The sequence below is a fragment of the Mesorhizobium argentiipisi (SeqCode) genome, assembly GCF_037179585.1.
In the GTDB taxonomy this organism is placed as follows: Bacteria; Pseudomonadota; Alphaproteobacteria; order Rhizobiales; family Rhizobiaceae; genus Mesorhizobium; species Mesorhizobium argentiipisi.
The window spans coordinates 23,205-48,960 of the sequence record NZ_JAPYKO010000015.1; the positions used below are offsets into that span (position 1 = coordinate 23,205).

Annotated in this window: 30 protein-coding genes; 23 read left to right on the plus strand and 7 right to left on the minus strand. The window is 64.9% G+C overall.

From position 1 onward, the window contains the following. Positions 1 to 383 precede the first annotated feature (383 nt). Positions 384 to 1,448 carry a TraB/GumN family protein gene (locus tag O7A05_RS20435; RefSeq protein WP_337094782.1) on the minus strand — a complete coding sequence of 355 codons (1,065 nt, stop codon included), beginning with the start codon at positions 1,446 to 1,448 and terminating at the stop codon, positions 384 to 386. A gap of 101 nt (positions 1,449 to 1,549) precedes the next feature. After that, entirely contained in the window at positions 1,550 to 2,488 is a 939-nt protein-coding gene (locus O7A05_RS20440) for a tyrosine recombinase XerC (RefSeq protein WP_337094783.1), read from the minus strand. 113 nt (positions 2,489 to 2,601) lie between these two features. Between O7A05_RS20440 and rimM the strand changes: the two genes are divergently transcribed. Together rimM and trmD are read left to right on the plus strand one after the other, a co-directional pair. After that, positions 2,602 to 3,201 carry a ribosome maturation factor RimM gene (gene rimM, locus O7A05_RS20445; protein WP_337094784.1) on the plus strand — a complete coding sequence of 200 codons (600 nt, stop codon included), beginning with the start codon at positions 2,602 to 2,604 and terminating at the stop codon, positions 3,199 to 3,201. Further along, positions 3,198 to 3,896: a tRNA (guanosine(37)-N1)-methyltransferase TrmD gene (trmD, locus tag O7A05_RS20450; RefSeq protein ID WP_337094785.1), complete on the plus strand. Its 699-nt coding sequence runs from the start codon at positions 3,198 to 3,200 to the stop codon at positions 3,894 to 3,896. Before rimM ends, trmD begins: the two co-directional genes overlap by 4 nt. On the opposite strand, the gene O7A05_RS20455 is transcribed toward trmD, so the two are convergent. Further along, positions 3,878 to 4,630 (minus strand): sulfite exporter TauE/SafE family protein, encoded by a 753-nt coding sequence (locus tag O7A05_RS20455; RefSeq protein WP_337094786.1) that lies wholly within the window; start codon positions 4,628 to 4,630, stop codon positions 3,878 to 3,880. The two genes, trmD and O7A05_RS20455, sit on opposite strands and share 19 nt — an antisense overlap. Positions 4,631 to 4,973: 343 nt before the next feature. Here O7A05_RS20455 and rplS point away from each other — a divergent pair, with 343 nt between their 5' ends. From rplS to leuC, 7 genes are all read left to right on the plus strand, one after another. Beyond that, positions 4,974 to 5,495: a 50S ribosomal protein L19 gene (gene rplS, locus O7A05_RS20460; RefSeq protein WP_337094787.1), complete on the plus strand. Its 522-nt coding sequence runs from the start codon at positions 4,974 to 4,976 to the stop codon at positions 5,493 to 5,495. A 154-nt stretch (positions 5,496 to 5,649) separates the two neighbouring features. Next, positions 5,650 to 6,069 carry an organic hydroperoxide resistance protein gene (locus O7A05_RS20465; RefSeq protein WP_337094788.1) on the plus strand — a complete coding sequence of 140 codons (420 nt, stop codon included), beginning with the start codon at positions 5,650 to 5,652 and terminating at the stop codon, positions 6,067 to 6,069. Then, positions 6,066 to 6,566, plus strand: a complete 501-nt coding sequence (locus O7A05_RS20470) for a MarR family winged helix-turn-helix transcriptional regulator (protein WP_337094789.1) — start codon at positions 6,066 to 6,068, stop codon at positions 6,564 to 6,566. The genes O7A05_RS20465 and O7A05_RS20470 overlap by 4 nt, the downstream gene beginning before the upstream one ends. Before the next feature lie 170 nt (positions 6,567 to 6,736). Beyond that, the gene (locus O7A05_RS20475) at positions 6,737 to 7,534 is read left to right on the plus strand and encodes a transporter substrate-binding domain-containing protein (RefSeq protein WP_337094790.1); all 798 of its coding nucleotides are present in this window, start codon (positions 6,737 to 6,739) and stop codon (positions 7,532 to 7,534) included. A gap of 260 nt (positions 7,535 to 7,794) precedes the next feature. Further along, a complete protein-coding gene (locus O7A05_RS20480) occupies positions 7,795 to 8,604 on the plus strand; it encodes an amino acid ABC transporter permease (RefSeq protein WP_337094791.1) in 810 nt (269 codons plus the stop codon). 121 nt (positions 8,605 to 8,725) lie between these two features. Then, entirely contained in the window at positions 8,726 to 9,376 is a 651-nt protein-coding gene (locus O7A05_RS20485) for a class I SAM-dependent DNA methyltransferase (protein WP_337094792.1), read from the plus strand. Between the two features lie 462 nt (positions 9,377 to 9,838). After that, positions 9,839 to 11,248: a 3-isopropylmalate dehydratase large subunit gene (gene leuC / locus O7A05_RS20490; protein ID WP_337094793.1), complete on the plus strand. Its 1,410-nt coding sequence runs from the start codon at positions 9,839 to 9,841 to the stop codon at positions 11,246 to 11,248. Positions 11,249 to 11,311: 63 nt separating this feature from the next. On the opposite strand, the gene O7A05_RS20495 is transcribed toward leuC, so the two are convergent. Next, positions 11,312 to 11,617, minus strand: coding sequence for a hypothetical protein (locus O7A05_RS20495; RefSeq protein ID WP_337094794.1), 306 nt, complete (start codon positions 11,615 to 11,617; stop codon positions 11,312 to 11,314). A gap of 160 nt (positions 11,618 to 11,777) precedes the next feature. Here O7A05_RS20495 and O7A05_RS20500 point away from each other — a divergent pair, with 160 nt between their 5' ends. After that, positions 11,778 to 12,974: a GGDEF domain-containing protein gene (locus tag O7A05_RS20500; protein WP_337094795.1), complete on the plus strand. Its 1,197-nt coding sequence runs from the start codon at positions 11,778 to 11,780 to the stop codon at positions 12,972 to 12,974. Between the two features lie 163 nt (positions 12,975 to 13,137). Here O7A05_RS20500 and O7A05_RS20505 read toward each other — a convergent pair whose 3' ends face one another. After that, a complete protein-coding gene (locus tag O7A05_RS20505; protein WP_337094796.1) occupies positions 13,138 to 13,491 on the minus strand; it encodes a hypothetical protein in 354 nt (117 codons plus the stop codon). 360 nt (positions 13,492 to 13,851) lie between these two features. On the opposite strand from O7A05_RS20505, the gene O7A05_RS20510 reads away from it, so the two are divergent. From O7A05_RS20510 to O7A05_RS20540, 7 genes are all read left to right on the plus strand, one after another. Further along, positions 13,852 to 14,379 (plus strand): hypothetical protein, encoded by a 528-nt coding sequence (locus O7A05_RS20510; RefSeq protein ID WP_337094797.1) that lies wholly within the window; start codon positions 13,852 to 13,854, stop codon positions 14,377 to 14,379. A 226-nt stretch (positions 14,380 to 14,605) separates the two neighbouring features. Beyond that, positions 14,606 to 15,028 (plus strand): succinate dehydrogenase, cytochrome b556 subunit, encoded by a 423-nt coding sequence (sdhC, locus tag O7A05_RS20515; RefSeq protein ID WP_140846371.1) that lies wholly within the window; start codon positions 14,606 to 14,608, stop codon positions 15,026 to 15,028. Next, positions 15,028 to 15,423: a succinate dehydrogenase, hydrophobic membrane anchor protein gene (gene sdhD / locus O7A05_RS20520; RefSeq protein WP_337094798.1), complete on the plus strand. Its 396-nt coding sequence runs from the start codon at positions 15,028 to 15,030 to the stop codon at positions 15,421 to 15,423. The genes sdhC and sdhD overlap by 1 nt, the downstream gene beginning before the upstream one ends. Positions 15,424 to 15,427: 4 nt before the next feature. Next, positions 15,428 to 17,263, plus strand: a complete 1,836-nt coding sequence (gene sdhA / locus O7A05_RS20525; RefSeq protein WP_337094799.1) for a succinate dehydrogenase flavoprotein subunit — start codon at positions 15,428 to 15,430, stop codon at positions 17,261 to 17,263. Between the two features lie 2 nt (positions 17,264 to 17,265). Beyond that, positions 17,266 to 17,700, plus strand: a complete 435-nt coding sequence (locus O7A05_RS20530; protein ID WP_337094800.1) for a DUF3052 domain-containing protein — start codon at positions 17,266 to 17,268, stop codon at positions 17,698 to 17,700. Further along, positions 17,700 to 18,479, plus strand: a complete 780-nt coding sequence (locus tag O7A05_RS20535) for a succinate dehydrogenase iron-sulfur subunit (RefSeq protein ID WP_224518034.1) — start codon at positions 17,700 to 17,702, stop codon at positions 18,477 to 18,479. The genes O7A05_RS20530 and O7A05_RS20535 overlap by 1 nt, the downstream gene beginning before the upstream one ends. A gap of 73 nt (positions 18,480 to 18,552) precedes the next feature. Beyond that, positions 18,553 to 19,185 (plus strand): YceH family protein, encoded by a 633-nt coding sequence (locus tag O7A05_RS20540; protein ID WP_337094801.1) that lies wholly within the window; start codon positions 18,553 to 18,555, stop codon positions 19,183 to 19,185. Positions 19,186 to 19,404: 219 nt separating this feature from the next. Here the strand turns inward: O7A05_RS20540 and O7A05_RS20545 are convergent, their stop codons facing one another. Continuing rightward, positions 19,405 to 19,830 (minus strand): OsmC family protein, encoded by a 426-nt coding sequence (locus O7A05_RS20545; RefSeq protein ID WP_124998336.1) that lies wholly within the window; start codon positions 19,828 to 19,830, stop codon positions 19,405 to 19,407. A gap of 95 nt (positions 19,831 to 19,925) precedes the next feature. On the opposite strand from O7A05_RS20545, the gene O7A05_RS20550 reads away from it, so the two are divergent. From O7A05_RS20550 to O7A05_RS20560, 3 genes are all read left to right on the plus strand, one after another. Further along, entirely contained in the window at positions 19,926 to 20,261 is a 336-nt protein-coding gene (locus O7A05_RS20550) for a hypothetical protein (RefSeq protein ID WP_337094802.1), read from the plus strand. Continuing rightward, entirely contained in the window at positions 20,258 to 20,614 is a 357-nt protein-coding gene (locus tag O7A05_RS20555) for a YciI family protein (protein ID WP_337094803.1), read from the plus strand. Before O7A05_RS20550 ends, O7A05_RS20555 begins: the two co-directional genes overlap by 4 nt. Positions 20,615 to 20,757: 143 nt before the next feature. Next, complete coding sequence (locus O7A05_RS20560) at positions 20,758 to 21,288, plus strand: hypothetical protein (protein ID WP_337094804.1); 531 nt, start codon at positions 20,758 to 20,760, stop codon at positions 21,286 to 21,288. 164 nt (positions 21,289 to 21,452) lie between these two features. Here O7A05_RS20560 and O7A05_RS20565 read toward each other — a convergent pair whose 3' ends face one another. Next, a complete protein-coding gene (locus O7A05_RS20565; protein WP_337094893.1) occupies positions 21,453 to 22,730 on the minus strand; it encodes a ubiquinone biosynthesis hydroxylase in 1,278 nt (425 codons plus the stop codon). A 103-nt stretch (positions 22,731 to 22,833) separates the two neighbouring features. Here O7A05_RS20565 and tesB point away from each other — a divergent pair, with 103 nt between their 5' ends. The 3 genes from tesB (at position 22,834) to O7A05_RS20580 (ending at position 25,661) form a co-directional block, all read left to right on the plus strand. Beyond that, the gene (gene tesB / locus O7A05_RS20570) at positions 22,834 to 23,697 is read left to right on the plus strand and encodes an acyl-CoA thioesterase II (RefSeq protein ID WP_095769566.1); all 864 of its coding nucleotides are present in this window, start codon (positions 22,834 to 22,836) and stop codon (positions 23,695 to 23,697) included. Positions 23,698 to 23,944: 247 nt separating this feature from the next. After that, the gene (locus tag O7A05_RS20575; protein WP_127280023.1) at positions 23,945 to 24,283 is read left to right on the plus strand and encodes a P-II family nitrogen regulator; all 339 of its coding nucleotides are present in this window, start codon (positions 23,945 to 23,947) and stop codon (positions 24,281 to 24,283) included. A 49-nt stretch (positions 24,284 to 24,332) separates the two neighbouring features. After that, a complete protein-coding gene (locus O7A05_RS20580) occupies positions 24,333 to 25,661 on the plus strand; it encodes an ammonium transporter (RefSeq protein ID WP_415927037.1) in 1,329 nt (442 codons plus the stop codon). Positions 25,662 to 25,756 lie beyond the last annotated feature (95 nt).

Genomic DNA, 25,756 nt, shown 5'->3' on the forward strand with positions numbered 1-25,756 from the left:
GAGCCGGGGCAGGCGCCGGAGTTGGTTCGGGCGCCGGAGCGGGCGTTGCAGGCGCCGGGGCAGGCGTGCTGGCCGCCGGCGGCTCAGCCGGGGCCGGGGCATGCTCGCCGCCGCTTCTGCCAAAGACATAATACGCAACAATGGCCAGGATAATGACAACAAGGGCGATCAGCCACCCGCTGCCGCCACCACCGCCGCGCGATGTGGGAGGCGTGCTCGAAGGGGTGTAGGGATCGTTAGGGTTCGCCATGAAACGTGTCCTCCTTGGATGAAAGTCATCAAAATAACAGCCATCAACGCGCTGAGCCCGCAACGGGTTTCACGCGAACGGACGGAAAGCGCTGAAAGACCGGCGTTTTCAGGTCCGCCAGCCGCCAGACGACTCAGTTGACGGCGGTAACACTATACCCTGCCTTGCGAAAATCCTCGACCAGTCCTTCCGGACCGGGCAGATGCATGGCGCCGACGGCCATGAAGACATTGCCCTTGGCCAAAATCGGCCCGGCATGCGCCGCCATCACCTTGTTGCGGCTGGTGATCATGGTCTGCTCGAAGGCGGCATAGCCGGCCTGGTCGTCGGCGGCGTCGGGCAGCACCGCTTTGAAGAGCGGCCAGAACATGCCGACCTCGCCGCGCTGGTAGAGCACGATCATCGTTTCGTTGACGTCGTTCACCTTGTCGCCGAGCTTCATCGTCTCGACCAGGCTCTTCATGTGGAATTCGAGCGGCAGCGAGGCCATGGCGCGCAACTGATCGACGGCGGTCTCGAGCCCTTCGACGTCCTTGCCCGAGGCCTTGGCCTCCGAAGCCAGCTTGACGTCCAGCACGGGTTCGCCGGCGCTCTGGCGCGCCACCTCGCAGGCCGGCAACGCCATCATCGCCGAGAGGATCCACGGCTTCATCTTGGCGACCGTCCCCGGCGGAATGCCGCGCGCGTCGAGCCCCTTGTTCAGCGCCGCCGCATCGTCCGGCGACAAGAGCGACGACAGGGTGGTGTTGTCGGTGAACATCATCAGGCCGGGTTCGCTCGCCATCGCGGCCATCATCTTGGCCTTGTCCATCGCGTCGGTCGTCTCGATGACGACGGTGCCGGCGCCGTCATAGGCCTTTTGCGCGGCGGCCGGCAGCGTGGTGACGCGCGTATCGGTCATGTGCATGGTGCCGAACAGGTAGGACGGTTCTTCGCCCGCTTTCTCCAGCTTCCACAGCAAGCCCTTGCCATTGGGAACGGCCGCGGCTTCGGTCTCGACCTTCTTGAAGGCGGCGGGATCGTTCTTCTCCAGCGCGGTCAAAAGATCGGTGCCGGCGCAATTGGGCGCCTCGGCATGGGCCCGGCCGGCGAGCAGCAGAACGGCGAGGAAAGACAGGAAAAACAGCAGGTTCAGCGCTGCAAGCAGCTTCAACGAGACAAGGGCCGCGCGGTCGGCAATGGCGATGACGCGTTTCATGAAGAAGCGTCTTAGCGCTGAAAAGCGGCAAAACGGTTAATCAGGAGACTGAAATTGTCTCTGGTCCGGTGAGCCGCGGGCTTCGCGTCACCCCAGCGGTTTCACGCTCTTGGATGCGCCTTCTCATAGATATCGAGCAGCCTCGCAGTGTCGACGCCGGTGTAGATCTGGGTGGTCGACAAGCTAGCGTGGCCGAGCAGCTCCTGGATGGTGCGCAGGTCGCCGCCGCGGCCGAGCAGATGGGTGGCGAAGGAATGCCGCAGAGCGTGCGGCGTGGCCGTGTCCGGCAGGTTGAGCGCCGAGCGGAGCTTCGCCATCTCGCGCTGGACAATGGCCGGGTTGAGCGGGCCGCCACGGGCGCCGCGGAACAGAAGGCCCTCGGGACCGATATGGAAGGGGCAGAGCCGGCGATATTCGGCGACCGCCCTGCGAGCCACCGGCAGCACCGGCACCAGCCGCGTCTTGCCACCCTTGCCGGTGACGCGCAGCACGGTGCCGGCTTCTGTCGCCAGATCGGCGCCGGTCAGGCCGAGCGCTTCGGAGATGCGCAGGCCGGAGCCGTAAAGCAGCGTCAGCACGGCGGCATTGCGGGCGGCGATCCATGGCTCTTCCGCGAGCTGGCCCTCCACCGCCACGACTTGTTTCGCGTCGTTTGCCGTCAGCGGCTTGGGCATTGACTTCGGCTGGCGCGGCGCGCGCAATGCCGCAGCGCCCGCCGCGTTGACCATCCCGCGTTTTTCGAGAAAGCGAAGCAGCGAGCGGATGCCAGCAAGGCCGCGTCCCAGCGTGCGGGCGCCGGCGCCGGTATTGCGCCGCGCGGCGAGGAAGCCGCGCAAATCGGCCGGCCGCAGGTCGGCGATGTCGGAGATACCCGGCGGGCCGCCGCAATGTCCGGTCAAAAAATGCAGGAATTGACGCGTGTCGCGCTCATAGGCCTCGACCGTCTCCGGCGATAAGCGGCGCTCATGCGCCAGCGTCTTCAGCCAAGTCTCGCGCGCCGCCTGGAGGTCGGGTTTGGCCGGGATGAGGAATTCCTGCATGGGCTTTTTCCGTTTTTTGGCAGTTTCGGACGTGCGGGTTAGGAAGCGGTGAAGAGGCCGTCATTGAAATGACGGCTTGAGGGGATTAGAGCAGGGCAAAGGAAGCGCCGCCGATGTCGAAGCTCGAAAACCCCGTACAGATGGCCGTGATCGGTGCCGCGCACGGCATCAAGGGCGAATTGCGGGTGAAAACCTTCACCGGCGATCCGCTGGCGCTGGCCGATTACGGCCCGCTCCACGCCAAGGACGGACGCACCTTCCATATCACCGATATCAGGTCAGCCGGCACCGTCGTGGTCGTGCGCTTCAAGGGCATCGGCGACCGCAACGCCGCCGAGGCTTTGGCCGGCACCGAGCTTTTCGTCGACCGTTCGGTACTGCCCGACGACGGCGAGGAAGACGAGTTCTATCACGCCGATCTCATCGGCCTTGACGTCAAGGATGATACGGGTGTCATCGGCAAGGTCGTCGCCGTGCACAATTTCGGCGGCGGCGACATACTCGATGTCACCCTTGCCGGCCGCAAAGGCGTGCTGATCCCGTTCACGCAGGCCGCGGTGCCGCATGTCTCGATCGCCGACGGATTCGTGGAGGTCAACCCTCGGGCGGCGGGGCTGGTGGAAGACGAAGAAGACGACGAAGCGCTCAGGGATGCCGGCTTCGACCCAAAGGGTCGGCCGCGCGGGCCGAAGGATGCCGGGGGCAACCGTTGAGCTTTGCCGCTTCGGTGTTGACGCTCTATCCGGAGATGTTCCCGGGCGCGCTCGGCCTGTCGCTCGCCGGCCGCGCTTTGGAGGCCGGGACTTGGTCGCTCGAAGCGATCCAGATCCGCGATTTCGCCACCGACAGGCATCGCACCGTCGACGACACGCCGGCCGGCGGCGGCGCTGGCATGGTGATGCGCGCCGATGTACTGGCGAAGGCGATCGACCATGCCTCGACGCCGGGCGATAAACGTCCAAGGCTGCTGATGAGCCCGCGCGGCAAACCGCTGACGCAGGCGCGCGTGCGCGAGCTCGCCGCCGGCCCGGGAGCGGTCATCCTGTGCGGCCGCTTCGAAGGCGTCGACCAGCGGCTGATCGAGGCGCGGGGACTGGAGGAAGTCTCGATCGGCGATTTCATCCTATCGGGCGGCGAGCCGGCAGCCCTTGTGCTGCTCGATGCCGTGGTGCGGCTCTTGCCCGGCGTCATGGGCAATGCCGTCTCGGGCGAGGAAGAAAGTTTCGAGAACGGCCTGCTCGAACACCCGCACTACACGCGGCCGCAGGAGTTCGAAGGCAGGCCGATTCCGGACGTGCTGATCTCCGGCAACCACAAGAAGATTGCCGAATGGCGGCGCGCCGAGGCCGAGAAGCTGACACGGGAGCGGCGGCCGGATTTGCTGCGCGCTCAGCCCTTGGTGAAATAGTAAAAGGCCAAGAACAGGCCGACGGCGACTACGAAGCCGCGCACGATGCCTTGCGGCACGCGCTTGGCCATCCAGACGCCGGCATAGCCGCCCAGCGCGCCGCCCGGGATCATGACGATCGCCTGCGGCCAGGCGACGACGCCGCCCGAAACGAAAACCAGGATGGCGATGGCGGCGATGACCACGGCCAGCATGTTCTTCAGCGCGTTGAGCCGGTGATAGTCGCCGGCCTGCGTCAGGCCGAGCGTCGCCAGCATCATGACGCCCATGCCGGCGCCGAAGAAGCCGCCATAGACGGACGTCGCGAACTGGGCGAGCGATCCGGCGAATGAGCCGACCTTGGCTTCGGCGCCAGGTTTGGGCGCCGGTTTCAACCATGGCCCGGCCGCGAAGAGCGCGGTCGCGGCGATTAGCAGCCAAGGCACCAGCGCGCGGAAAGACGGATTGGAGAGCGCAAGCAGGATGAGCGAGCCGGCCAGCGCGCCGAAGGCGGAGATGACGCAAAGCAGCAGCGCCTTGCGCCAGAAATGCCTGATGTCATCGAGATAGGCGAGCGTCGAGGTGATGTAGCCGGGAAACTGCGTTACCGAGGAGGTGGCATTGGCGACGATCGGCGGCACGCCGACCAAGCTCATGGCGCCGAAGGTGACGAAGGTGCCGCCGCCGGCGACGGCATTGACCGCGCCGGAGACAAAACCTGAAAGAAAGAGCAAGGCGGCATCGAAAAAAGTCATTTCCCCGCTTAGGAAGCTTGCAAGCCGTGCGCAACCCGGCACGGCCGCAGCAAACATGGGGCCATGGACGCAAAATATGCCCCAAAGCCCTTGTTTCGGTGCATGTCGTCATTCCGGAACCGCGCACACTTCCGGGCGACATGCATTAGGGCGTGACAAAGCGGCAAAATGGCTGTATGTGCCCGCCCGAACCGGAAGAACGATCTTCTGGACCCGTCAACAAGTGCGGTGTAGCCGTCCCTGCCCGATGTTTCGACAAAGGGCATAGCCGAGCGGTCGTTGGAACTGCAAGGCGAGCTGAGGACGCTCTGACTGTCGGAAGAACAAGAAGTGGATATTTGAGATGGATATCATCCGTCAGCTCGAGGCCGAACAGGCCGCCAAGATCGAAGCCAAGCGCAAGCTGCCCGAATTCCAGCCCGGCGACACCGTGCGCGTCCAGGTGCGCGTCACCGAAGGCACCCGCACCCGCGTCCAGGCCTATGAGGGCGTCGTCATCGCCCGCGCCGGCTCGGGTTTCCAGGAGAATTTCACTGTACGCAAGATTTCCTACGGCGAAGGCGTGGAGCGTGTTTTCCCGGTCTACTCGCCGATGGTCGAGGGCGTCGAGATCGTGCGCCGCGGCAAGGTCCGCCGCGCCAAGCTCTATTATCTGCGCGACCGTCGCGGCAAGTCGGCCCGCATTTCGGAAAACACCGGCGTGCGTGCCCGCAAGCTGAACGATGAAGAGCGCGATGCGCTGAACGCCGAGCGCGCCCGCATCGAGGCCGAGAAGGTCGCCGCCGCCCAGGCGCTGGCCGCCGAGACGGCAGCCAAGGAAGCCGCCGAGAAGAAGGCTGCCGCCGAGGCCGCTTCGGCCGAATAAGGTTTTTGCCAGACAGGTGTTGGAAAGGCGGCTTCGGCCGCCTTTTTCGTTTTCACTGAGCTGTGATCGCGCGCCTCGAGAAAACCGATCCGGCGGGTTGACGGTATTATCTTGTACACTAAATAATCGTGTACAATATAAATGGAGATTGAAAATGTCTGCACTCTATACGGCCCAGGCTCACGTCAGCGGCGGCCGCAACGGTCACGGCGAGACCAGCGACGGCCTGCTCAAGGTCGATCTGGCGATGCCGAAGGAACTTGGCGGCAAGGGCGGCGCCACCAATCCCGAGCAGCTTTTCGCCGTCGGCTATGCGGCCTGCTTCGAGAGCGCGGTGCGTTTTGTCGCCCGCCAGCAGAAGCTGCCGCTGCAGGACGCTTCCGTCACCTCCACCGTCAGCCTTTATCCGAACGACCAGGGCGGCTTCAGGCTCGGCGTTTCGCTGGCGGCGGAGATCAAGGGGCTTGATCAGGCGGGCGCCGAGGCGCTTGTATCGGAAGCGCACAAGATCTGCCCTTATTCCAACGCCGTCCGGGGCAATATCGACGTGGCGCTCTCGGCAAAGGCTGCATGACAACGAAGGCCGAAACAAGGACCAAGCAAACCCCGGCGCAAGACGCCTGGGCGATCGAAGTGCCGCGCCTCGACCAGCAGCTCTGCTTCGCGCTCTATTCGGCAAGCGGGCTGATGACCAAGCTTTACCGGCCGCTGCTTGATCCGCTCGGCCTCACCTATCCGCAGTATCTGGCGATGCTGGCGCTGTGGCAGCATTCGCCGAGCACGATCGGAGAACTCGGCGCAGCGCTGGGGCTCGATTCGGCGACGCTGACGCCGCTGATCAAGCGGATGGAAGCGGGCGGCCTGGTGACGCGCCGGCGCGATAGCGCCGACGAGCGCCGCGTGCTGGTCGAGCCGACCGCGAAGGGCGAGGCGCTGCGGGCGAAGATGAAGGACGTGCAGGAGGGGCTCAACTGCGGCATGCCGCTGGAGCGGGCCGAGCTGAAAGCCCTGCACGGCACGCTGACACGATTGGTCGCCGGGTTGCGCGGGGCCACGGCCGATCGGGACTGATCGCGACAAAGGCCGTCCTCGAAACCATCCTTGAAGAGCACCGGATTGCGCATTCACGCGCCGCGGCAGTGCGGAGCGGCTTGCAAGGCGCTTGCGGCAAGCTAAAGTCGGCGCCGGATTTTTCCCGGCCGCGAGATTGTAGCGCAGCCGATCACCTTTGGAGATTTGTCATGACCAAGTCGAAACTGCTGCTGGCCGCCATGGTGGCCTGGCTTCTCGCGCCTGTCGCGGCGCTCGGCGGCAACCTGCCCGATCTCGGCGGCAAAAAGGTCGTGGTGGTGACGGAAAACGCCTATCCGCCGCTGCAGTTCATCGACAAGAAGACCGGCAAGCAGATCGGCTGGGAATATGACGCGATGGACGAGATCGCCAAGCGGCTGAATTTCAAGGTCGAGTACCAGAACACCTCCTGGGACGCGATGATCCAGGCCGTCTCCGACAACCAGTACAACATCGGCATGACCGGCATCACCATCAAGGACGACCGCAAGGAGAAGGTCGACTTTTCCGATCCCTATATGCGCTCGGAGCAGTTCATGCTGGTGCGCGGCGACGAAAGCCGCTTCACCGACGCCAAGAGCTTCGCCGCCTTCAAGGACGGGCTGATCGGCGCCCAGCCCGGTACCACGCCCTTCTACACCGCCGTCTACAGCGTGCTCGACGGCAATGAGCAGAACCCGCGGATAAAGCTGTTCGAAACGTTCGGCGCGACCGTGCAGGCGCTGAAATCGGGCGACGTCGACGTGGTGCTGACCGACGGCACCGCCGGCAAGGGCTATGTCGATGCCTCCGAAGGCAAGCTGAAGCTGATCGGCGGACCGCTCGGCACCGAGGATTTCGGCTTCATCTTCCCGAAAGGGTCGGACCTGGTAAAGCCGGTGAATGCCGCGATCGCTTCGCTCAAGGCGGACGGCACGTTGGACAAGCTCAACAAGAAGTGGTTCCTCGATTACAAGATGGGGCAGTGAGCTCGTCTTGTTGCGCGCAGTGAGTTTGCAGGAATTGCGCTGACATTGCGCCCAGGCCCCCCTCTCTGCCCTGCCGGGCATCTCCCCCTCAAGGGGGAAGATTGGCAGCTCCGCCGACGGTGCTCCTCATTCAACGTTGGTGATTGGCGAAAGCCCACGCGAAGTTCGATCTCCCCCCTTGACGGGGAGATGGCCGGCAGGCCAGAGAGGGGGCCCTGGGCGCTACCTTCTCGAGACGTCCGCTCCATCGGCATCGCCTGATGCCACCCGCGTCCACCTCCAAACCCGAATTCCCCTGGTGGCTGGCCGCTGCCCTCGTGCTTGCATTGGCCGCCGCTGTCGCCATCGCCTCCAGCGACCTCTATGCGCAAGTCTTCGCTACCGTCGCCAAGGGTATCGGCGTCACCATCTTCGTCACGGCAGTCGCGTTCGCGCTTGCCTCCGCGCTTGGGCTTGGCATGGCGCTGATGGCGCTGTCGGGATCGCAGTGGCTGCGCCAGATCGCGCGTTTCTATGTCGAGATCATCCGCGGCGTGCCGATCCTGGTGCTGTTGTTCTGGATCGCCTTTGCCGGCGCGCCGGCCTTCGTCGCCGCCTGGAATGCGCTGACCGCGCCGCTGCAGAGCGCCGGCCTGATGGGCGAGCTCCTGGTGCGCGACGTGTCGCTGCTCTGGCGCGCCATCATGGCTTTGACCATCGGCTATTCGGCCTTCATCTCGGAAGTGTTCCGCGCAGGCATCCAGTCGGTCGAGAAGGGCCAGATCGAGGCGGCCAAGGCGCTCGGGCTCAGCCGGGTTCAGCGCTTCCGGCTGATCGTCTTCCCGCAGGCGATCCGTACCATCCTGCCGCCGCTCGGCAACGACTTCGTCGCCATGGTCAAGGATTCCTCGCTGGTCTCGGTGCTCGGCGTCGCCGACATCACCCAGATGGGCAAGGTCTATGCCGCGGGCTCGTTCCGCTTCTTCGAGACCTATTCGATCGTCGCTTATATCTATCTGATCCTCACCGTCGGCCTGTCGCTGGCGCTGCGGTCGCTGGAACAGCGGTTGCGCCGCCAGCATCAGGAATAGCCGGCAGCAAAAGTCCGCGCTGCCTCTTTGTTTTTGACGCAATTCCGGACGGAAAACCGGTTCCCACTTTTCCTGGAATTGCTCTAGCTTGGGTCATGTGCATCCGGCGGAGGAGACGCCCATGAATTTCGACAAGGCCAATGCGGCGCTGGATTCCGTCTATTCGGCCGACTCGCCGGAAGGGCTCGCCAAGGCCTATGCCGACTGGGCGGCGACTTACGATAGCGAGACTGCTTCGCTCGGCTACCTTCTGCCGTTCCTCATCACCGCCTGGGTGGCCCGGCACGTGCCGGCGGGCGAAGGTACGTTGCTCGACGCCGGCTGCGGCACGGGCCTGTCGGGGCCGTCGCTGAAGGCTCTGGGCTACGGCGACATCGCCGGGCTCGACCTCTCCGACGACATGCTGAAGATCGCCGGCAGCCGCCAGGCCAATGGCAAGCCGGCCTATAGCGAGCTGAAGAAGGCGATGCTCGGCGGCCCGCTGCCCTGGCCCGACCGGCATTTCCGCGCCTTCTTCTCCACCGGCGTCTTCACCATCGGCCACGCGCCGGCGTCGGGGCTGCACGAACTGGTGCGCATCACCAAGAGCGGCGGCCACGCCATCTTCACCGTGCGCGACCAGGTTTTCGAGAGCGGCGGCTTCCAGGCAGTGTTCGACGAGCTGACACAGGCGAGGAAATGGCGGCTGGTCGAGGAAAGTCCGTGGTTCCGCTGCTATGCCATCGGCGACCCGGAAGCGCTGGTGAAGACCTTTGTGTTCGAGGTGGTTTGAATAAGCTTGGCGCCCGTTCCTCGCCCCCGCGGAAGCGGGGGAGAGGTGGCCCGGCGAAGCCGGGACGGAGCGGGGGACGACCTCCGCGACGTCAAAACCGTTATGAGATTTAAACTCGGGAGAGGGTCCTCGGACAGGGACTCCTTCCAGGCGCCGCGCAGGCCCCTCTCCGTCCCGGCTTCGCCGGGCCACCTCTCCCCACTTCGTGGGGCGAGGAACCAGGTTCCGGCCGCTAATTGCCGAAAAGCCAAAACATTGCTATCTACCCGGCCATGGAAAAGCTTTTCAGCGATCCGGCCTATAAGGGTTTCGTGCTGCAGGACAGAAAGCGCCTGCCGTCGCGTTTCTCTGCGCGCGTCTGTGGCGCGCTCACCAGCCGACTTCGCTGAACCGACCGATCGCAGTCGTCGCGCCGGATTGCCGGCGTCCTTTTCCCATTCTCATATCGACGGATTTACGCACATGAGCGCACCGCGCACCCTCTACGACAAGATCTTCGACGACCACACGGTCGATCGCCAGGACGACGGCACCTGCCTGCTCTATATCGACCGCCACCTCGTGCACGAGGTCACCAGTCCGCAGGCCTTCGAGGGCCTGCGCATGAGCAACCGCAAGGTCCGCCATCCGGAAAAGACGCTGGCCGTGGTCGACCACAACGTGCCGACCTCGCCCGAGCGCAAGTTCGGCATCAAGAACGAGGAGAGCCGCATCCAGGTCGAGGCACTGGCCAAGAACGCCAAGGATTTCGGCATCGAATATTATTCCGAGAACGATATCCGCCAGGGCATCGTCCACATCATCGGGCCCGAGCAGGGTTTTACGCTGCCGGGCATGACCATCGTCTGCGGCGATAGCCACACCTCCACGCACGGCGCGTTCGGCGCGCTTGCGCATGGCATCGGCACGTCTGAGGTCGAGCATGTGCTGGCGACGCAAACGTTGATCCAGCGCAAGGCCAAGAACATGCTGGTGCGCGTCGACGGCCAGCTGCCGGAAGGCGTCACCGCCAAGGACATCATCCTCGCCATCATCGGCGAGATCGGCACGGCGGGCGGCACCGGCTACGTCATCGAATATGCCGGCGAGGCGATCCGCTCGCTGTCGATGGAAGGCCGCATGACGATCTGCAACATGTCGATCGAGGGCGGCGCCCGCGCCGGCCTGATCGCGCCGGACGAGACGACCTTCGCCTATGTCAAGGACAAGCCACGCGCCCCGAAGGGCGCTGCCTGGGATGCCGCGCTCGCCTATTGGAAGACACTGCAGTCCGACGAGGGCGCGCATTTCGACAAGGTCGTCGTGCTCGACGCGCAGAAGCTGCCGCCGATCGTCTCCTGGGGCTCCTCGCCCGAAGACGTCGTCTCGGTTCAGGGCACCGTGCCCGATCCGCAAGAGATCGCGGATGAGAACAAGCGTACGTCGAAGATCCGCGCGCTCGACTATATGGGGCTGACGCCGGGGACCAAGATCATCGACATCGCGCTCGACCGCGTCTTCATCGGCTCCTGCACCAATGGCCGCATCGAGGACCTGCGCGCCGCCGCCAAGGTGGTCGAGGGCAAGAAGGTCAATCCGCGCGTCAACGCCATGATCGTGCCGGGTTCAGGCCTGGTCAAGGAACAGGCGGAGGCCGAGGGCCTCGACAAGATCTTCGTCGCCGCCGGCTTCGACTGGCGCGAACCAGGCTGCTCAATGTGCCTTGCCATGAATGACGACCGGCTGAAGCCGCATGAACGCTGCGCCTCGACCTCGAACCGCAATTTCGAGGGCCGGCAGGGCTTCAAGGGCCGCACCCACCTGGTGTCGCCGGCCATGGCAGCGGCAGCCGCGATTGCCGGCCATTTCGTCGACATCCGCGACTGGAAGTAACAGCCGGCTGCGTCTCTCAACGAAGGCCCGGACAGGACGTCCGGGCCTTTTGCTTTCAGCGATCTATCTGCGAACGATTTCGTGAAACTCCTCGCGCCGGCCGGGCTCGTCGGCGGCGACGACCAAGGCCAGCTCCCGCTCGTCGAAAATCCTGAACCACTCGTCCCACTCGACGAGCTCGTAGCCGCCGGCGTTGATCGGACGCTCCGGGCGGTCGGTGTCTTCATAGGCCTGCTGCCCAAAAACCAGCCGCAGCATGGGCTGCGTACCCGCCTCGGGCGAGACGTCGACGATGGCCGGGAAGCCGGCACGCGCCGCCGCCCAGGAGCGGATTTCATCGTGGTTCGTCAAAGTGATCGTGCCCGCCATCTCGATCGTCTCCTGTCTGGCGTCTCCTGTCTGGCCGGACAACGCCGCTCCGGCAGGCCGGTTCCGCGTGGCATGCGATGTATCTATCGAGACTTAACCGCTTGTTTGGGCTTGCGTCCTAATGTCTCCCCTTGGGTAAGTTGGGGAAAGTCGCAGTCCTTTGGACACCGGTCTGCTCATAGCGCTGCTCAATCCGACGATAGCGCTGGCGCTCGGCGCTGCGTTCCTCGTGCTGTGGTCCTATCAGCGCCATCGACCGTATCTGGCTGCGCTTGGCGCGAGCTACTGCCTGTCGGCGCCGGGTTTCCTGCTGCAATATTTCACGCTTCCGATCGGCGTGGCGCTGACCAAGCTCGTTTCCAACATCTGCTTCACGATTGCGGCCTGCTGCCTCTCCGGCGCGATCATCGCGCGCTACGGACGGCGCGTGCCTTATGTCGGTATCGCAATCATGACAGGAGGCGGGCTCGCATCCTTCATCTGGTTCATGTTCGTCCAGCCGGACCTCACCTGGCGCGTGCTTGTCATGAATTTCGGTTTCGGCGCGCTCAGCCTGCTGGTCGCCGCGGAACTGAGAACGGTGCGCCACAATGGTCCGACCGAAAAGATCCTGCTCGCGCTGTCGCTGCTATCGGGGCTGAATTTCATTGCCCGCACGCTGCTCGTCATCATCGCGCACGGGCCGTTCCCCGGCTATGACGGCTTCTACGGCTCCTCCTACTGGACGACGGCGCTGCTTTCGCACGCGCTTTTGTCGCTGCTGATCGCGCTTAGCCTGTTCACGGCCGCGGCGCTCGACGTGATGAAGACCTTGAAGGCTGAGACCCATACCGATCCGCTCTCCGGCATCCTCAACCGCCGCGGCTTCGAGGAGAAAGCGACCCTGTTGCTCGACCAGTGCGGCAAGGCCGGCTTTCCCGTTGCGCTGGTGCTTGCCGATCTCGATCACTTCAAGGCGCTGAACGACCAACATGGACATGAGGCCGGCGACCGTGTGATCGCCGACTTCGCTTCCAAGCTGCGCTCCGCCACCGGCGCGCGCGGGGCCGCCGGCCGCATCGGCGGCGAAGAGTTCGCCGTGCTTCTGCCGCTCAGCGACCTGGGGGCGGCAAGGCTCTTTGCCGAAGCGATCCGCGCCTTCTATTCGGCCGGCGCAATCGAGGGCCTGCCGCCCGGCGTCAGGGTGACCGCGAGCTTCGGCGTCGCCGCTCGCTCCGGCAGGGAAGGGCTGATGCCGCTGATGCGGCGCGCCGACGAGGCGCTCTACAAGGCCAAGAAGAACGGCCGCGACAGCGTGCGGCTTTCCTATGAGAGACCTGAGACCGCCTTCGCTGCCGAGCCGCTCGCCGTTGGCTGATCGCAGGCAGACGCGGACCGTCCGATGAAGGAGGATGTGGGCAGCGCCGACTTCAGCCTGATGGATCAACCTGCTTGTCGCGAGGCTGCTGGGGCGCCGCGCGGTTGCCGTCCATGACACCAAGCGCGTGTCAGGCTGTGGCGGCGCCAAACGCCGACGGCCTTCAGCGGCAAGGGTTGAGATTGGGCATCTCGCCGTCGGAAAGCCCGTACATATAGGAGCGGCCCTTGACCAGCACCGGCGGCTGGTAGCAGCCGGGCGTGCCGGCCTCGTCCGCATCGTCGTAGATCACATCCGGCTGGCCGCCGGTGTACTCGGAAAGTTTTTTCGCGAGCTTGCCCTCGCCGACAATGATGCGCTTGTAGCCGGCGGCGCTGTCGATGACGAGATTGCCGAAGGAATCGGCATAGACACGGTCATGGTGGCGCAGGCCCGCTTCGGCCGGCGCGGCGATTGCCGTCACCAGCCCCGCCAGCGCCGCGGCGGCAACGCTTGCCCGCACTGAATTCGAACGCATGTCGCTCTCCCTTGAAGGCGCAATGGATCGCGCCCGGATTCCGGTTCGAATCGGAAGTTAACCCTTTCTTAACCTTTGTTAAGAGGCGGGAGGCTTTCGGCGCGGCTTCTTAAGGGACATGGTTAATTTTCGAGGGCGGGCCTTCCCGGCGGCAGGGCGGCCTGGCGCAGGGCTGACTCCGGGTCAACTTGATCTTGCGTCGCCGCGTGGCTACAGCGGTCCACCGTTTCACGGAAAGGCAAACCGCCTCTCTCTTTGTTTCGACGCAATTCCGCGGAAGGCTACGGCGAAGGCGCCCGACCCGACCGTTCACACTTTTCCTGGAATTGCTGTAGCGTGCCGCACACGAAAGGGCAGCGCATGAGCTTTGGCCACACGGTTCGGGTGTCGATCACCATCCCGCTGCTTCTCGCGGCCGCGGCGTGCGTGCCGCAGGATGGCGCGCCGAAGGTGGCGAATGCCGCGCCGCCCGCCGCCTCGCCTGCTCCGGCCCCTCAGTCCGCCGCACCCGTGGCGCCAACGGCAGCTGCAACGCCCCCGATACCTGCACCGGCCCCGGTAGCCACAACCGCGCCGGCACCTGCAACGACCAAGACCCCCGCAACGCCCGCGCCCGCAACCAAGATCGTCACCGACCTCACCGTGCCGCGTTCCGGCATCGGCACGGCCAGCTATAGATGCGGCAATGGCGGCATGATCACCATCCAGAATCTCGGCTCGTCGTTGCGCGTGGTCCGCCCGGATGGCTCGACCGAGGAGTTCGCGGCCTCGCCGGCCAACCAGAGCAGCCGCTACCAGGAAGCCGCGACGCATGACGCAATCGTGATCGACGGACGCGAAGCGCTGGTGATGAAGAGAGGGTCCACGCCGCAGACCTGTCGGAGATAGCGCTCTTTGTTGCACTGCAACGAAACATTGCACCGACTTCGAAACAGCCGCTAATCGATTGAAGCGCGCGACGGCCAATTTGTCAGACTAAATGATGTTTCTAAAACGATTTTCCGGCTTTGACGCGGTGCAAAAAGCGCATTAGAAACCGGCTGTCCGGAGCCATATATGAGGGCGGCAAAGCCGCATTCCCATCGCGGTTCCAGGATGCCGATCTGGGGGAGCCATGAGCAAATCACCAGCCACCCGCGCAGTTGCCAGACGTGAACGGCCGCTCTCGCCGCATCTGACGATCTACCGGCCGCCGATCACGATGACGATGTCGATCATCCATCGTATCACCGGCGGCGCGCTCTATTTCGGAACGCTGCTGGTGGCGGCGTGGCTGATCGCCGCTGCGAGCTCGCAGGCCGCCTTCGACTGGGTCAACTGGGCCTTCGGCTCCTGGCTCGGCCGGCTGGTCCTGTTCGGCTACACCTGGGCGCTGATGCACCACATGCTGGGCGGGCTGCGCCATCTTATCTGGGACACCGGCGCGGGACTGGAAAAACACACCGCGTCCAGGATCGCCTGGGCGACGCTCGCCGGTTCGATCGTGCTCACGCTTCTGATCTGGATCGCCGGCTATATGGCGCGGGGAGCATTCTGATGGCCGCCAACAATTCGGACATGCGCACGCCGCTGGCGAGGGTCCGCGGCCTCGGTTCGGCCCGCGAGGGCACCGGTCATTTCTGGCGGCAGCGGCTGACCGCCATCGCCAACATTCCTTTGATCCTGTTCTTCGTCGGCTTCCTGATCGCGATCAACGGCCATGACTACGCGGATGTGCGGGCGGCGCTTGCGAACCCCTTCGTGGTGGTCATGCTCGGGCTGGTGCTGATCTCGCCGCTTTACCACATGCGCATCGGCATGCAGGTGATCATCGAGGATTACGTGCATGGCGAGGGAATGAGACTGGCGCTGATCGCGCTCAACACCTTCTTCTGCGTGGCAGTCGGCGTCGCTTCGCTGTTTGCTCTGCTCAAACTCGCATTCGGAGGCTGACGTCTTGGCCAACGCAAATACAGCCAGCACGGCTTCCGCCTACACTTTTGTCGACCACAAATTCGACGTCGTGATCGTCGGCGCCGGCGGCGCCGGGCTGCGCGCCACGCTCGGCATGGCCGAGCAGGGGCTGCGCACCGCCTGCATCACCAAGGTTTTCCCGACGCGCTCCCACACCGTCGCGGCGCAAGGCGGCATCGCCGCCTCGCTGTCGAACATGGGGCCGGACTCCTGGCAATGGCACATGTACGACACCGTCAAGGGCTCGGACTGGCTGGGCGATGTCGACGCCATGGAATATATGGTGCGCGAGGCGCCGGCCGCCGTCTACGAGCTCGAGCATTACGGCGTGCCGTTCTCCCGCACCGAGGAAGGCAAGATCTATCAGCGGCCGTTCGGCGGCCATATGATGAACTATGGCGACGGTCCGCCGGTGCAGCGCACCTGCGCGGCCGCCGACCGCACCGGCCACGCCATCCTGCACACGCTCTACGGCCAATCGCTGAAGAACAATGCGCAGTTCTTCATCGAGTATTTCGCGCTCGACCTGATCATGGAGCCGGACGGCACCTGCACCGGCGTCGTGGCCTGGAACCTCGATGACGGCACCATCCACCGCTTCTCGGCCAAGATGGTGGTGCTGGCGACCGGCGGCTATGGCCGTGCCTATTTCTCCGCCACCTCGGCGCATACCTGCACCGGCGACGGCGGCGGCATGGCGGCCAGGGCCGGGCTGCCGCTGCAGGACATGGAGTTCGTGCAGTTCCATCCGACCGGCATCTACGGCGCCGGCTGCCTGATCACCGAAGGCGCGCGCGGCGAAGGCGGCTATCTCGTCAATTCCGAGGGCGAGCGCTTCATGGAGCGCTACGCGCCGTCGGCAAAGGACCTTGCCTCGCGCGACGTGGTCTCGCGCTGCATGACGCTGGAGATCCGCGAGGGCCGCGGCGTCGGCAAGAAGAAGGACCATATCTTCCTGCATCTCGACCACCTCGATCCGGCCGTGCTGCACGAGCGGCTGCCGGGCATATCGGAATCGGCCAAGATCTTCGCCGGCGTCGACCTCACCAAGGAGCCGATCCCGGTGCTGCCGACGGTGCACTACAATATGGGCGGCGTGCCGACCAATTACTGGGGCGAGGTGCTCAACCCGACGGCCGAGAATCCCGACCGCGTGTCGCCGGGCCTGATGGCGGTCGGCGAGGCCGGCTGCGCCTCGGTGCATGGCGCCAACCGGCTCGGCTCAAATTCATTGATCGACCTCGTCGTGTTCGGCCGCGCGGCGGCCATCCGCGCCGGCCAGGTGATCGACCGCAAGTCGGCGATCCGGTCGCCCAACGAAGCTTCGGTCGAGAAGATCATGGACCGCTTCGACCGGCTGCGCCATGCCAACGGCTCGACGCCGACGGCTCTGCTCCGCGAGAAGATGCAGCGCGCCATGCAGGAAGACGCCGCCGTGTTCCGCACGCAGGAATCGCTCGAGAACGGCTGCAAGCGCATTTCGGAACTCTGGGGCGAGCTCAAGGACATCAAGGTCACCGACCGCTCGATGATCTGGAATTCCGACCTCGTCGAGACGCTGGAGCTGGAAAACCTGATGGCCAACGCCATCACCACCGTCTACGGCGCCGAGGCGCGCAAGGAGAGCCGCGGCGCACATGCGCGCGAGGATTTCGACAAGCGCGACGACGCCAACTGGCGCAAGCATACGCTTGCCCATCTGAGCGAGGACGGCAAGGTGACGCTCACCTACCGGCCGGTGCACACCGAGCCGTTGCTGGCGGAAAAGGACGGCGGCATCAGCCTGGCCAAGATCGCGCCGAAGGCGCGGGTGTACTGATCATGGCGCTCGCGGCCACCGGATATTCCGGCACGCCCCTTCCGGCCAAGCTAGGCCTGAAGGACGGCATGGTCGCCGCTTTCATTGCGTTGCCGCCGGAGCTCAATGAACTGACCGAGGCGGTATCCTTTGCCGGCATCGACCGGCTCGCCGAGTGGTCGGGGATCTCAGGTCGCCAGAAATATGACGCCGTGCACGCCTTCACCCGGCGGCGGGCCGAGATCGAGGACGGCCTGGCTGGCATCGAGACCGCGATCAAGCGCGACGGCATGGTCTGGGTCTCCTGGCCGAAGAAGGCATCGAAAGTGCCGACCGACGTCACCGAGGGCGTCATCCGCGCCGAGGCGCTGAAGCGCGACCTGGTCGACGTCAAGGTCGCCGCCGTCAACGAAATCTGGTCCGGGCTGAAGCTCGTCATCCGAAAGGACCGCAGGTAATGGTCGAACTCACGCTTCCCAGGAATTCCAAGGTCCAGCAGGGCAAGACCTGGCCAAAGCCGGAAGGCGCGACGAACCTGCGCGAATACCGCGTCTACCGCTGGTCGCCGGACGATGACGCGAATCCGCGCATGGACACCTATTTCGTCGACATGGACGATTGCGGGCCGATGGTGCTCGACGCGCTGTTGTGGATCAAGAACAAGATCGATCCGACACTGACTCTGCGCCGCTCCTGCCGCGAAGGCATTTGCGGCTCCTGCGCCATGAATATCGACGGCTCCAATACGCTGGCCTGCACCAAGGGCGCCGAGGACATTTCGGGCGCGGTGAAGATCTATCCGCTCCCGCATATGCCGGTGATCAAGGACCTGGTGCCGGACCTCACCAATTTCTATGCCCAGCACGCCTCGATCGAGCCCTGGCTGAAGACGGTCTCGCCGACGCCTGCCAAGGAATGGCTGCAGAGCCACGAGGACCGCGAGAAGCTCGACGGGCTCTACGAATGCATCCTGTGCGCCTGCTGCTCGACATCCTGCCCGAGCTATTGGTGGAACGGCGACCGCTATCTCGGCCCGGCCACCTTGCTGCAGGCCTATCGCTGGCTGATCGACAGCCGCGACGAGGCGACCGGCGAACGGCTCGACAATCTCGAAGACCCGTTCCGGCTCTATCGCTGCCACACCATCATGAACTGCGCGCAGACCTGCCCGAAGGGGCTCAATCCCGCCAAGGCGATCGCCGAGATCAAGAAGATGATGGTGGAGCGGCGCGTTTAGAGTTGGAGGGTTCGCTCGCGACGACGTCGAACGCAGGTGCTGTCCCTCCAGTGTCGAAAAGGATAGCCAACCGATGAGTGAAGATCTCCCCATCCTCTCCCCCGTCGAAGCGCGTGTGCTGGGTTCCCTGATCGAGAAGAAGGAGCTGACGCCGGACGTCTATCCGCTGACACTCAACGGCGCGCATCAGGCAGCCAACCAGAAGACGGCGCGCGAGCCGGTGATGGCGTTGGAATTGACTGAAATCCGGCGTGCCTTGGGCACGCTCGAGCAGAAAGGCCTCGTGCGCCAGGCCTTCGCTTCGCGCGTCGAGCGCTACGAGCATCTGATGGCGCAGCGCTTTTCGCTGACCACGCCGCAGATCGCGGTGATCGGGCTGCTCCTGTTGCGCGGCGCGCAGACGGCGCATGAATTGCTCGCCCGTTCGGAACGTATGGCGCGCTTTGCCTCGATCGAGGAGCTGCGCGACAATCTCGACCTTATGATCGGCCGCCGGCCGCCGCTGATCCAGCTGCTCGAACGCGCGCCCGGCCAGCGCGAGGAGCGCTATGTGCATCTCTTGAGCGGCCCGGTGGAGGCGGCTGCGACGGCGGGACCCTGGCAGCCGGCGGCGACATCTTCGGATTTCGGGCTTGAGGTTCGGGTCAAGGCACTGGAAGAAGAGGTCGCTGCGTTGCGCGCGAAAATCGAGGCGCTGGGCGGCTAGACTGGCTCTCACCAGAAACGTTGGCGCGAGGCACCCCCCTCTGTCCTACCGGACATCTCCCCTCAAGGGGGGAGATCAGATGTCACGCCGGCTTTCGCCAATCGCCGACGCCGCCGGATGAGTGAGGCGCGGAAGCTGCCAATCTCCCCCAGAGCGGGGGAGATGCCCGGTAGGGCAGAGGGGGGCGCGAAGGATCACTAGCCTCCGCGGAGAAGCTTCTCACCCCAGCCTTGCATCCAGCGACACCTTGATTGCCCCCAGCGCCTTCGACACCGGGCATTCGGCCTTGGCCTTCTCAGCGAGTTCCTTGAACTTCGCCGCGTCGATGCCCGGCACCTTGCCGACCAGGGTGATGGCGCTGCCGGTGATGCCGGTGCCGGGGACCAGCGTCACCACTGCCTTGGCGTCGAGCTCGGCGGCCGGCGTGCCGTTTTCGGCGAGGAAGTGCGACAGCTGCATGGCGTAGCAGCCCGCATGCGCCGCGGCGATAAGCTCTTCCGGATTGGTGCCGGATTTGCCGCTCTCGTCCTCGAAGCGCGCCTTGAACGAATAGGGCGTGCCCTTCAAGGTGCCGCTCTGGGTGTCCAGCGTGCCGTTGCCTTCCTTCAGATTGCCTTTCCAGACGGCGTTTGCGGTGCGGTCCATGGAGTCCTCCTGCCTTGTCGGGGTTTGCGCCGGCGGGCGCCGGCGTTCCCGAAGACTATAGCGCGGGCCGGCCGGAAGACCATCCATGGCCCGGCATGATTGTGCTCGCGCAAGCGCTTCGAAAATCTCCAAAAAAAGCGCGTGCAAAAATGTCGACTTACCGCTTGCCCGACCGTCCTGCGGGCGGCCACTCGCGGCCGATGGAGGTTAAGATGGACAATCTGTTTCTTGCGATCTGGGGAAAGCCCGAGCGAAAAGGGAGGCGACTTGAAGAGTTCTGGCTAAATCCGCCGGCGCCCGCCTTCGGCCGGCTGGCGGCGGCCATCGCCATCATCGGCGTCGCGACATGCCTGCTCGACCATGCGGCGACGGGAGGCAAAACCGACACCGTCGCCTCCTATAACGTGTCAACGAAAGGAAGCTCGAAATGAAATATGTCCTGCTGGTCTATGGCGAGGAAAAGGACCTCTACGCGATGACCCCCGAGCGGATGGCCAAGCTCGATGCCGACTCGCTCGGCTATGACCGGGAGCTCGACCGGCAAGGCAAGCTGGTCATCGCGCAGGCGCTGCAGTCGGTGAAGACGTCGAAATCGCTCCGGCGGCGCAATGGCAAGGTGCTGGTGACCGACGGTCCCTTCGCCGAGACCAAGGAGCAGTTGCTCGGCTTCGTCATGGTCGAGGCGGCGGATCTCGCCGAGGCGCTCGACATTGCGGCCAAGATCCCGCTGGCGGAACTCGGTACGGTTGAGATCAGGGCGATCTACGACGTGCCGGAGTCATAGCCGCCGGTCAGCATCGGCGCGACACCGGTTGAAGCTGTCTCTTGCGGGAAACATCTTCAGGGTTTCTTCACGGACGCAACCGTTGCTTGTTGAAGCGATGCCGCGCTTCTCTTATCGTTGCCGCGATTTCGGGGGAATTCGGCATGCCTTTCCTGATCGCTTTGCTTGGCGTGCTCGGCGCGGCCGCCATCTGGTGGTACCGGCTGAAATATATGAGCGACGCCGCGCGCGAGGTTGCCGACGTCGTCGGTCGCGTCCAGGGCAATATGCGGCGCAAGAAATTACGCAATCAGGCCGCGCTCTCGCCGCTGACGGCGATCGACGATCCGGTGGTGGCGGCGGCAACGCTGATCACCGCCATCGTTGCCGAGCATGGCCCGATCCTGCCGCGGCGCGAGGCGATAATCCGCGAGGTGATCGCGCAGATCGCGGAAAGCCAGAAGAAGACCGACGAGGCCGTGGTCTACGGCAAATGGGCTGCCGCGCAAATCGACGACACCACGATCGTCATCGACAAGCTGGCGCCGTTCCTGCGCGAGCGCCTCGATCCGCATGAGCGGGACGACCTGCTCAGGATGCTGAACCGCGTCGCGCAAGGCGGCGAGCAGAGCCTCAGGATCGCCGACCAGCGGATGCTGAGGCTGCGGCAGAAGCTCGGGTTCGAGGTGAATTAAGGTTTGCCGATGTTCAGGTGAGGCCGGCCTGCAAATGCCGGCTTCCTACGCTTCCGGTGCTCACGTACGGAAAGTACGCTCCGCTCCGGTTCTCGGAAGCCACCATTTTCGACTCGGCCTGACCTGAATCTCGACAAACCCTACCGCGTCGCGAACCAAGATCGTTAGATCGCCTCGCCCTTCAACAGCCTCGGCGTGTCGCCGGACAGGCCCGAGGCCTGGCGGATGAAGAAATCCTTGAGCCGGGGCATGCGCTCGACGAGCCCGAGGCCGAGATCGCGCGCGGCGCGCAACGGGCCGATGTCGTTGGAGAAGAGGCGGTTCAAGACGTCGGTGGTGACGCCCATCTGCAGCGTATCGAAGCGGCGCCATTGCTGGTAGCGCTCGAGCACATCGAGGGCGCCGATATCCTGGCCGAGCCGGTCGGCCTCGACCACCACTTCGGCGAGCGCCGCCACGTCCTTGAAGCCGAGATTGAGGCCTTGGCCGGCAATCGGGTGGATGCCGTGCGCGGCATCGCCGGCGAGCGCGATGCGCGGCGCAACGAAGGCGCGGGCGAGCGTCAGGCCAAGCGGCCAGGCGCGCGGCTTGTCGGCAACGCGGATCTCGCCCAGCTTCAGGCCGAAGCGCTGCTCCAGATCGTGCTCGAAGACGAACTCGTCGCCCTCGACCAGCGCCTTGGCATCTTCCGTGCGCTCCACCCAGACGATCGACGAGCGGTTGGTCCCGTCCTTGTCGGGCTTCAGCGGCAGCGTGGCGAAGGGACCCGCAGGGAGGAAATGCTCCTCGGCGCGGCCGTTATGCGGGCGCTCATGCGCCACCGTGCAGACGATGCCGGACTGGCCGTATTCCCATTTGACCGTCTTGATGCCGGCCATGTCGCGCAATTTCGAATTGACGCCATCGGCGGCGACCAGCAGTCGCGCCTTCAGCGTCGCGCCGTCCGCCAGATGCACGGTGATGCCGGCGCCATTCGCGTCGAAGGCGCTGACCGCCATGCCTTCGATGATGTCGACGCCAAGCTTTTCGGCGCGCCGGCGCAGCGCACCGTTGAGGTCGCGGTTGGCGACCATGTGGGCGAAAGGCTCGCCGGGCGCCACCTCGCCGTCGAAGGTCAAAAACACCGGACGCACCGGGTCGGCGGCGCGCGAGTCGGTGATGATCATTTCGGTGATCGCCTGCGCTTCCGGCGCGATCTCTTCCCAGACGCCGAGCAGTTGCAGCATGCGGCTGGCGGCCGCGGCAACGGCCGAGGCGCGGCCGTCTTTCTGCCAGACCCCGGCGGGGGCGGCATCGACGATGGCGATGGCGAGGCCCGGCCGCGCCTGCTTCAGCGACACGGCCGCCGTGAGGCCGACATAGCCGGCGCCGGCGATGAGCACGTCGAGCGGCGCCTCGCGGCTCCCGTTCGCCTCTGCTCCATTCGGCTTGCGGTCGACCATGGCATCATCCTTTCGCGGCTTCAGCCGGCTGCCGTTTGCGGCCTTGACTGCCTGCGCGTCCTGTCCGAAACCGGCCATGGCACATCCTTGAAGGATTTCAAACATGACCGCGGCCATGGACGAGCTTCTCGACATTCTCGACCTCGAGCAGCTCGAACACAATCTGTATCGTGGTCGCAGCCCCAAGGTCGACTGGCAGCGCGTCTTCGGCGGCCAGACCATCGCCCAGGCGCTGGTCGCCGCGCAACGCACCGTGGAGCCGGAACGCCACGTGCATTCGCTGCACGGCTACTTCATGCGGCCGGGCGACACCAAGCTGCCAATCGTCTACGAGGTCGACCGCATCCGCGACGGCGGCTCCTTCACCACGCGCCGGGTCGTGGCGATCCAGCATGGCCAAGCGATCTTTTCGCTGGAAGCGTCCTTCCAGCAGGATGAGGTCGGGCTCGAGCATCAGCTGCCGATGCCACGCGACGTGCCGGCGCCCGACACGCTGCTCACCCAGCGCGAGCTGCTCGGCAAGTTCGGCGAGGCGGTGCCGGAAGGCATCAGGCGCTACTGGGAGCGCGACCGGCCGATCGAGATGAAGCCGGTGATGCTGAAGCACTATACGAGCCGCGAGAAACTGGAGCCGCAGCAGAACATCTGGATCCGCACCACCGGCCCGGTGCCGGAAGACCGCGCCATTCAGGCGGCGGTGCTTGCCTATCTTTCGGACATGACGCTGCTCGACACCTCTACCTTCGCGCACGGCCGCGCCATCTTCGACCGCGACATTCAGGCCGCCAGCCTCGACCACGCTATGTGGTTCCACCGCAGCCATTCGCTGGACGACTGGATTCTCTACAATCAGGACAGCCCGTCGACGCAAGGGTCGCGCGGCTTCACCCGCGGCTCGCTGTTCGCGCGCGACGGTACGCTGATCGCCTCGGTCGCCCAGGAAGGCCTCATCCGGCTGAAACGCTGAGCCGGCTTCAGGCAATTGCCTGGAATACGAGCATTTTATAATTTTTGCCTATTTTATAGGCAAGTACGCCGCCATGCCTGTGCGCGAATGATGTGCACCGGTCGCCCATTCTCTTTGTTTACAACAGGTTAACACCCTGCTTCGGCAACTGGCACGGAGCTTGAATCCTGTCGGGCACTCTCCGGCTCCTCGGGATCGGTGAAGGTGTGCAAACGCGGGGGACCGCAACAGCAAAGGGTGAAACCTTATGAAAATCGTGATGGCAATCATCAAGCCGTTCAAGCTCGACGAGGTGCGCGAAGCGCTCACCGCCGTCGGCATCCAGGGCCTGACCGTCACCGAAGTCAAAGGCTACGGGCGTCAGAAGGGGCATACCGAAATCTATCGCGGCGCGGAATACGCGGTCAGCTTCCTGCCCAAGATCAAGATCGAGGTCGCGGTCGCCGCCGACATGGTCGACAAGGCCGTCGAAGCCATCACCGCGGCCGCCAAGACCGGCCAGATCGGCGACGGCAAGATTTTCGTCTTCGGCATCGACCAGGCAGTGCGCATCCGCACCGGCGAAACAGACACCGACGCGCTCTAAGCGGCGACCATCCATTCCAACGGAGAGTTCAATGAATATTCCTTCCCCCTTGAAGACGACGGGACGCGCGGCCGCTTCGCTCGCGCTCGTGGCCATGAGCACCGTCGCCGCCATCGCGCAGGAGGCCGCCCCGGCAGCCACGGCCGCGGCGCCCGCCGCGCCGGCGCCCGCGCTCGACACCGGCAACACCGCCTGGATGCTGACCTCGACGGCGCTGGTGCTGATGATGACCATCCCGGGCCTGGCGCTGTTCTACGGCGGCATGGTGCGCAAGAAGAACGTGCTCGCCACCATCATGCAGAGCTTCGCCATCACCTGCCTGGTGACGGTGCTGTGGTTCATGTTCGGCTATTCGCTCGCCTTCTCCGACGGCGGCGCCACGAACGCCTATCTCGGCGGCTTCTCGAAATTCTTCCATCACGGCATCACCGTCTCGACGCTGTGGGCGCCGGGCGTGGCGAACATTCCTGAATTCGTCTTCTCGATGTTCCAGATGACCTTCGCCATCATCACGCCGGCGCTGATCGCCGGCGCCTTCGCCGAGCGTATGAAGTTCTCGGCGCTCCTGATCTTCATGGGCCTGTGGCTGGTCTTCGTCTATGCGCCGATCGCGCATTGGGTCTGGGGCGGCGGCTTCCTCGGTTCGGCCGGCGTGCTCGACTTCGCCGGCGGCACGGTCGTCCACATCAACGCCGGTGTCGCCGGCCTGGTCTGCGCGCTGGTTCTCGGCAAGCGCGAGGGCTACGGCACCACCAACATGGCGCCGCACAACCTGGTCTACTCGGTCATCGGCGCTTCGCTGCTGTGGGTCGGCTGGTTCGGCTTCAACGCCGGTTCGGAACTGGCGGCCGACGGCCTTGCGGGCGCGGCGATGATGAACACGCAGGTCGCCACCGCCGCCGCGGCGCTGGCCTGGATGTTCGCCGAATGGATCGTCGCCAAGAAGCCTTCGGTGCTCGGCATCATCTCGGGCGCCGTCGCCGGCCTCGTCGCGGTCACGCCGGCTTCCGGCTTCGTCAATCCGACCGGCGCCTTCATCATCGGCATCATCGCCGGCGTGGTCTGCTACCTCTCGGCGGTCAAGCTCAAGCATGCTTTCGGCTATGACGACTCGCTCGACGCTTTCGGCGTCCACGGCGTCGGCGGCATCGTCGGCGCGCTGCTCACCGGCGCGCTGGCAGATCCGGCGATCAACGCGCTCGGCAAGGACGCCTCGGTCGCCAAGCAGCTCTACGGCATTGCCTTCACCATCCTGTGGACGGCGATCGCCACCTTCGTGATCCTCTACATCGTCAAGGCTCTGGTCGGCCTGCGTCCGTCGACCCAGGAAGAGGTCGAAGGCCTCGACGTCACCCAGCACGGCGAAGTTGTGCCGTAAGGCAGACTTCGCCAGGGCCGGCGGATCCTCCTCCCGCCGGCCCGGAATTCCTCCCAAGATCCCGTCGTGACGCTCTCGAAAGGGGCTCACGCCTT

Excerpts from the sequence above, each read along its gene's own strand:
- rplS (WP_337094787.1), top strand. The coding sequence starts at position 4,974 with ATGGATATCATCCGTCAGCTCGAGGCCGAACAGGCCGCCAAGATCGAA.
- O7A05_RS20545 (WP_124998336.1), bottom strand. The coding sequence starts at position 19,830 with ATGGACCGCACCGCAAACGCCGTCTGGAAAGGCAATCTGAAGGAAGGC.
- O7A05_RS20505 (WP_337094796.1), bottom strand. The coding sequence starts at position 13,491 with ATGCGTTCGAATTCAGTGCGGGCAAGCGTTGCCGCCGCGGCGCTGGCG.
- O7A05_RS20435 (WP_337094782.1), bottom strand. The coding sequence starts at position 1,448 with ATGAAACGCGTCATCGCCATTGCCGACCGCGCGGCCCTTGTCTCGTTG.
- O7A05_RS20530 (WP_337094800.1), top strand. The coding sequence starts at position 17,266 with ATGGCGCTCGCGGCCACCGGATATTCCGGCACGCCCCTTCCGGCCAAG.
- O7A05_RS20475 (WP_337094790.1), top strand. The coding sequence starts at position 6,737 with ATGACCAAGTCGAAACTGCTGCTGGCCGCCATGGTGGCCTGGCTTCTC.
- tesB (WP_095769566.1), top strand. The coding sequence starts at position 22,834 with ATGACCGCGGCCATGGACGAGCTTCTCGACATTCTCGACCTCGAGCAG.
- O7A05_RS20560 (WP_337094804.1), top strand. The coding sequence starts at position 20,758 with ATGCCTTTCCTGATCGCTTTGCTTGGCGTGCTCGGCGCGGCCGCCATC.
- O7A05_RS20480 (WP_337094791.1), top strand. The coding sequence starts at position 7,795 with ATGCCACCCGCGTCCACCTCCAAACCCGAATTCCCCTGGTGGCTGGCC.
- sdhC (WP_140846371.1), top strand. The coding sequence starts at position 14,606 with ATGAGCAAATCACCAGCCACCCGCGCAGTTGCCAGACGTGAACGGCCG.
- sdhD (WP_337094798.1), top strand. The coding sequence starts at position 15,028 with ATGGCCGCCAACAATTCGGACATGCGCACGCCGCTGGCGAGGGTCCGC.
- rimM (WP_337094784.1), top strand. The coding sequence starts at position 2,602 with ATGTCGAAGCTCGAAAACCCCGTACAGATGGCCGTGATCGGTGCCGCG.
- O7A05_RS20440 (WP_337094783.1), bottom strand. The coding sequence starts at position 2,488 with ATGCAGGAATTCCTCATCCCGGCCAAACCCGACCTCCAGGCGGCGCGC.
- O7A05_RS20485 (WP_337094792.1), top strand. The coding sequence starts at position 8,726 with ATGAATTTCGACAAGGCCAATGCGGCGCTGGATTCCGTCTATTCGGCC.
- O7A05_RS20575 (WP_127280023.1), top strand. The coding sequence starts at position 23,945 with ATGAAAATCGTGATGGCAATCATCAAGCCGTTCAAGCTCGACGAGGTG.
- O7A05_RS20535 (WP_224518034.1), top strand. The coding sequence starts at position 17,700 with ATGGTCGAACTCACGCTTCCCAGGAATTCCAAGGTCCAGCAGGGCAAG.
- O7A05_RS20455 (WP_337094786.1), bottom strand. The coding sequence starts at position 4,630 with ATGACTTTTTTCGATGCCGCCTTGCTCTTTCTTTCAGGTTTTGTCTCC.
- O7A05_RS20565 (WP_337094893.1), bottom strand. The coding sequence starts at position 22,730 with ATGGTCGACCGCAAGCCGAATGGAGCAGAGGCGAACGGGAGCCGCGAG.
- O7A05_RS20465 (WP_337094788.1), top strand. The coding sequence starts at position 5,650 with ATGTCTGCACTCTATACGGCCCAGGCTCACGTCAGCGGCGGCCGCAAC.
- O7A05_RS20495 (WP_337094794.1), bottom strand. The coding sequence starts at position 11,617 with ATGGCGGGCACGATCACTTTGACGAACCACGATGAAATCCGCTCCTGG.
- O7A05_RS20510 (WP_337094797.1), top strand. The coding sequence starts at position 13,852 with ATGAGCTTTGGCCACACGGTTCGGGTGTCGATCACCATCCCGCTGCTT.
- O7A05_RS20550 (WP_337094802.1), top strand. The coding sequence starts at position 19,926 with ATGATTGTGCTCGCGCAAGCGCTTCGAAAATCTCCAAAAAAAGCGCGT.
- O7A05_RS20540 (WP_337094801.1), top strand. The coding sequence starts at position 18,553 with ATGAGTGAAGATCTCCCCATCCTCTCCCCCGTCGAAGCGCGTGTGCTG.
- O7A05_RS20555 (WP_337094803.1), top strand. The coding sequence starts at position 20,258 with ATGAAATATGTCCTGCTGGTCTATGGCGAGGAAAAGGACCTCTACGCG.
- leuC (WP_337094793.1), top strand. The coding sequence starts at position 9,839 with ATGAGCGCACCGCGCACCCTCTACGACAAGATCTTCGACGACCACACG.
- O7A05_RS20470 (WP_337094789.1), top strand. The coding sequence starts at position 6,066 with ATGACAACGAAGGCCGAAACAAGGACCAAGCAAACCCCGGCGCAAGAC.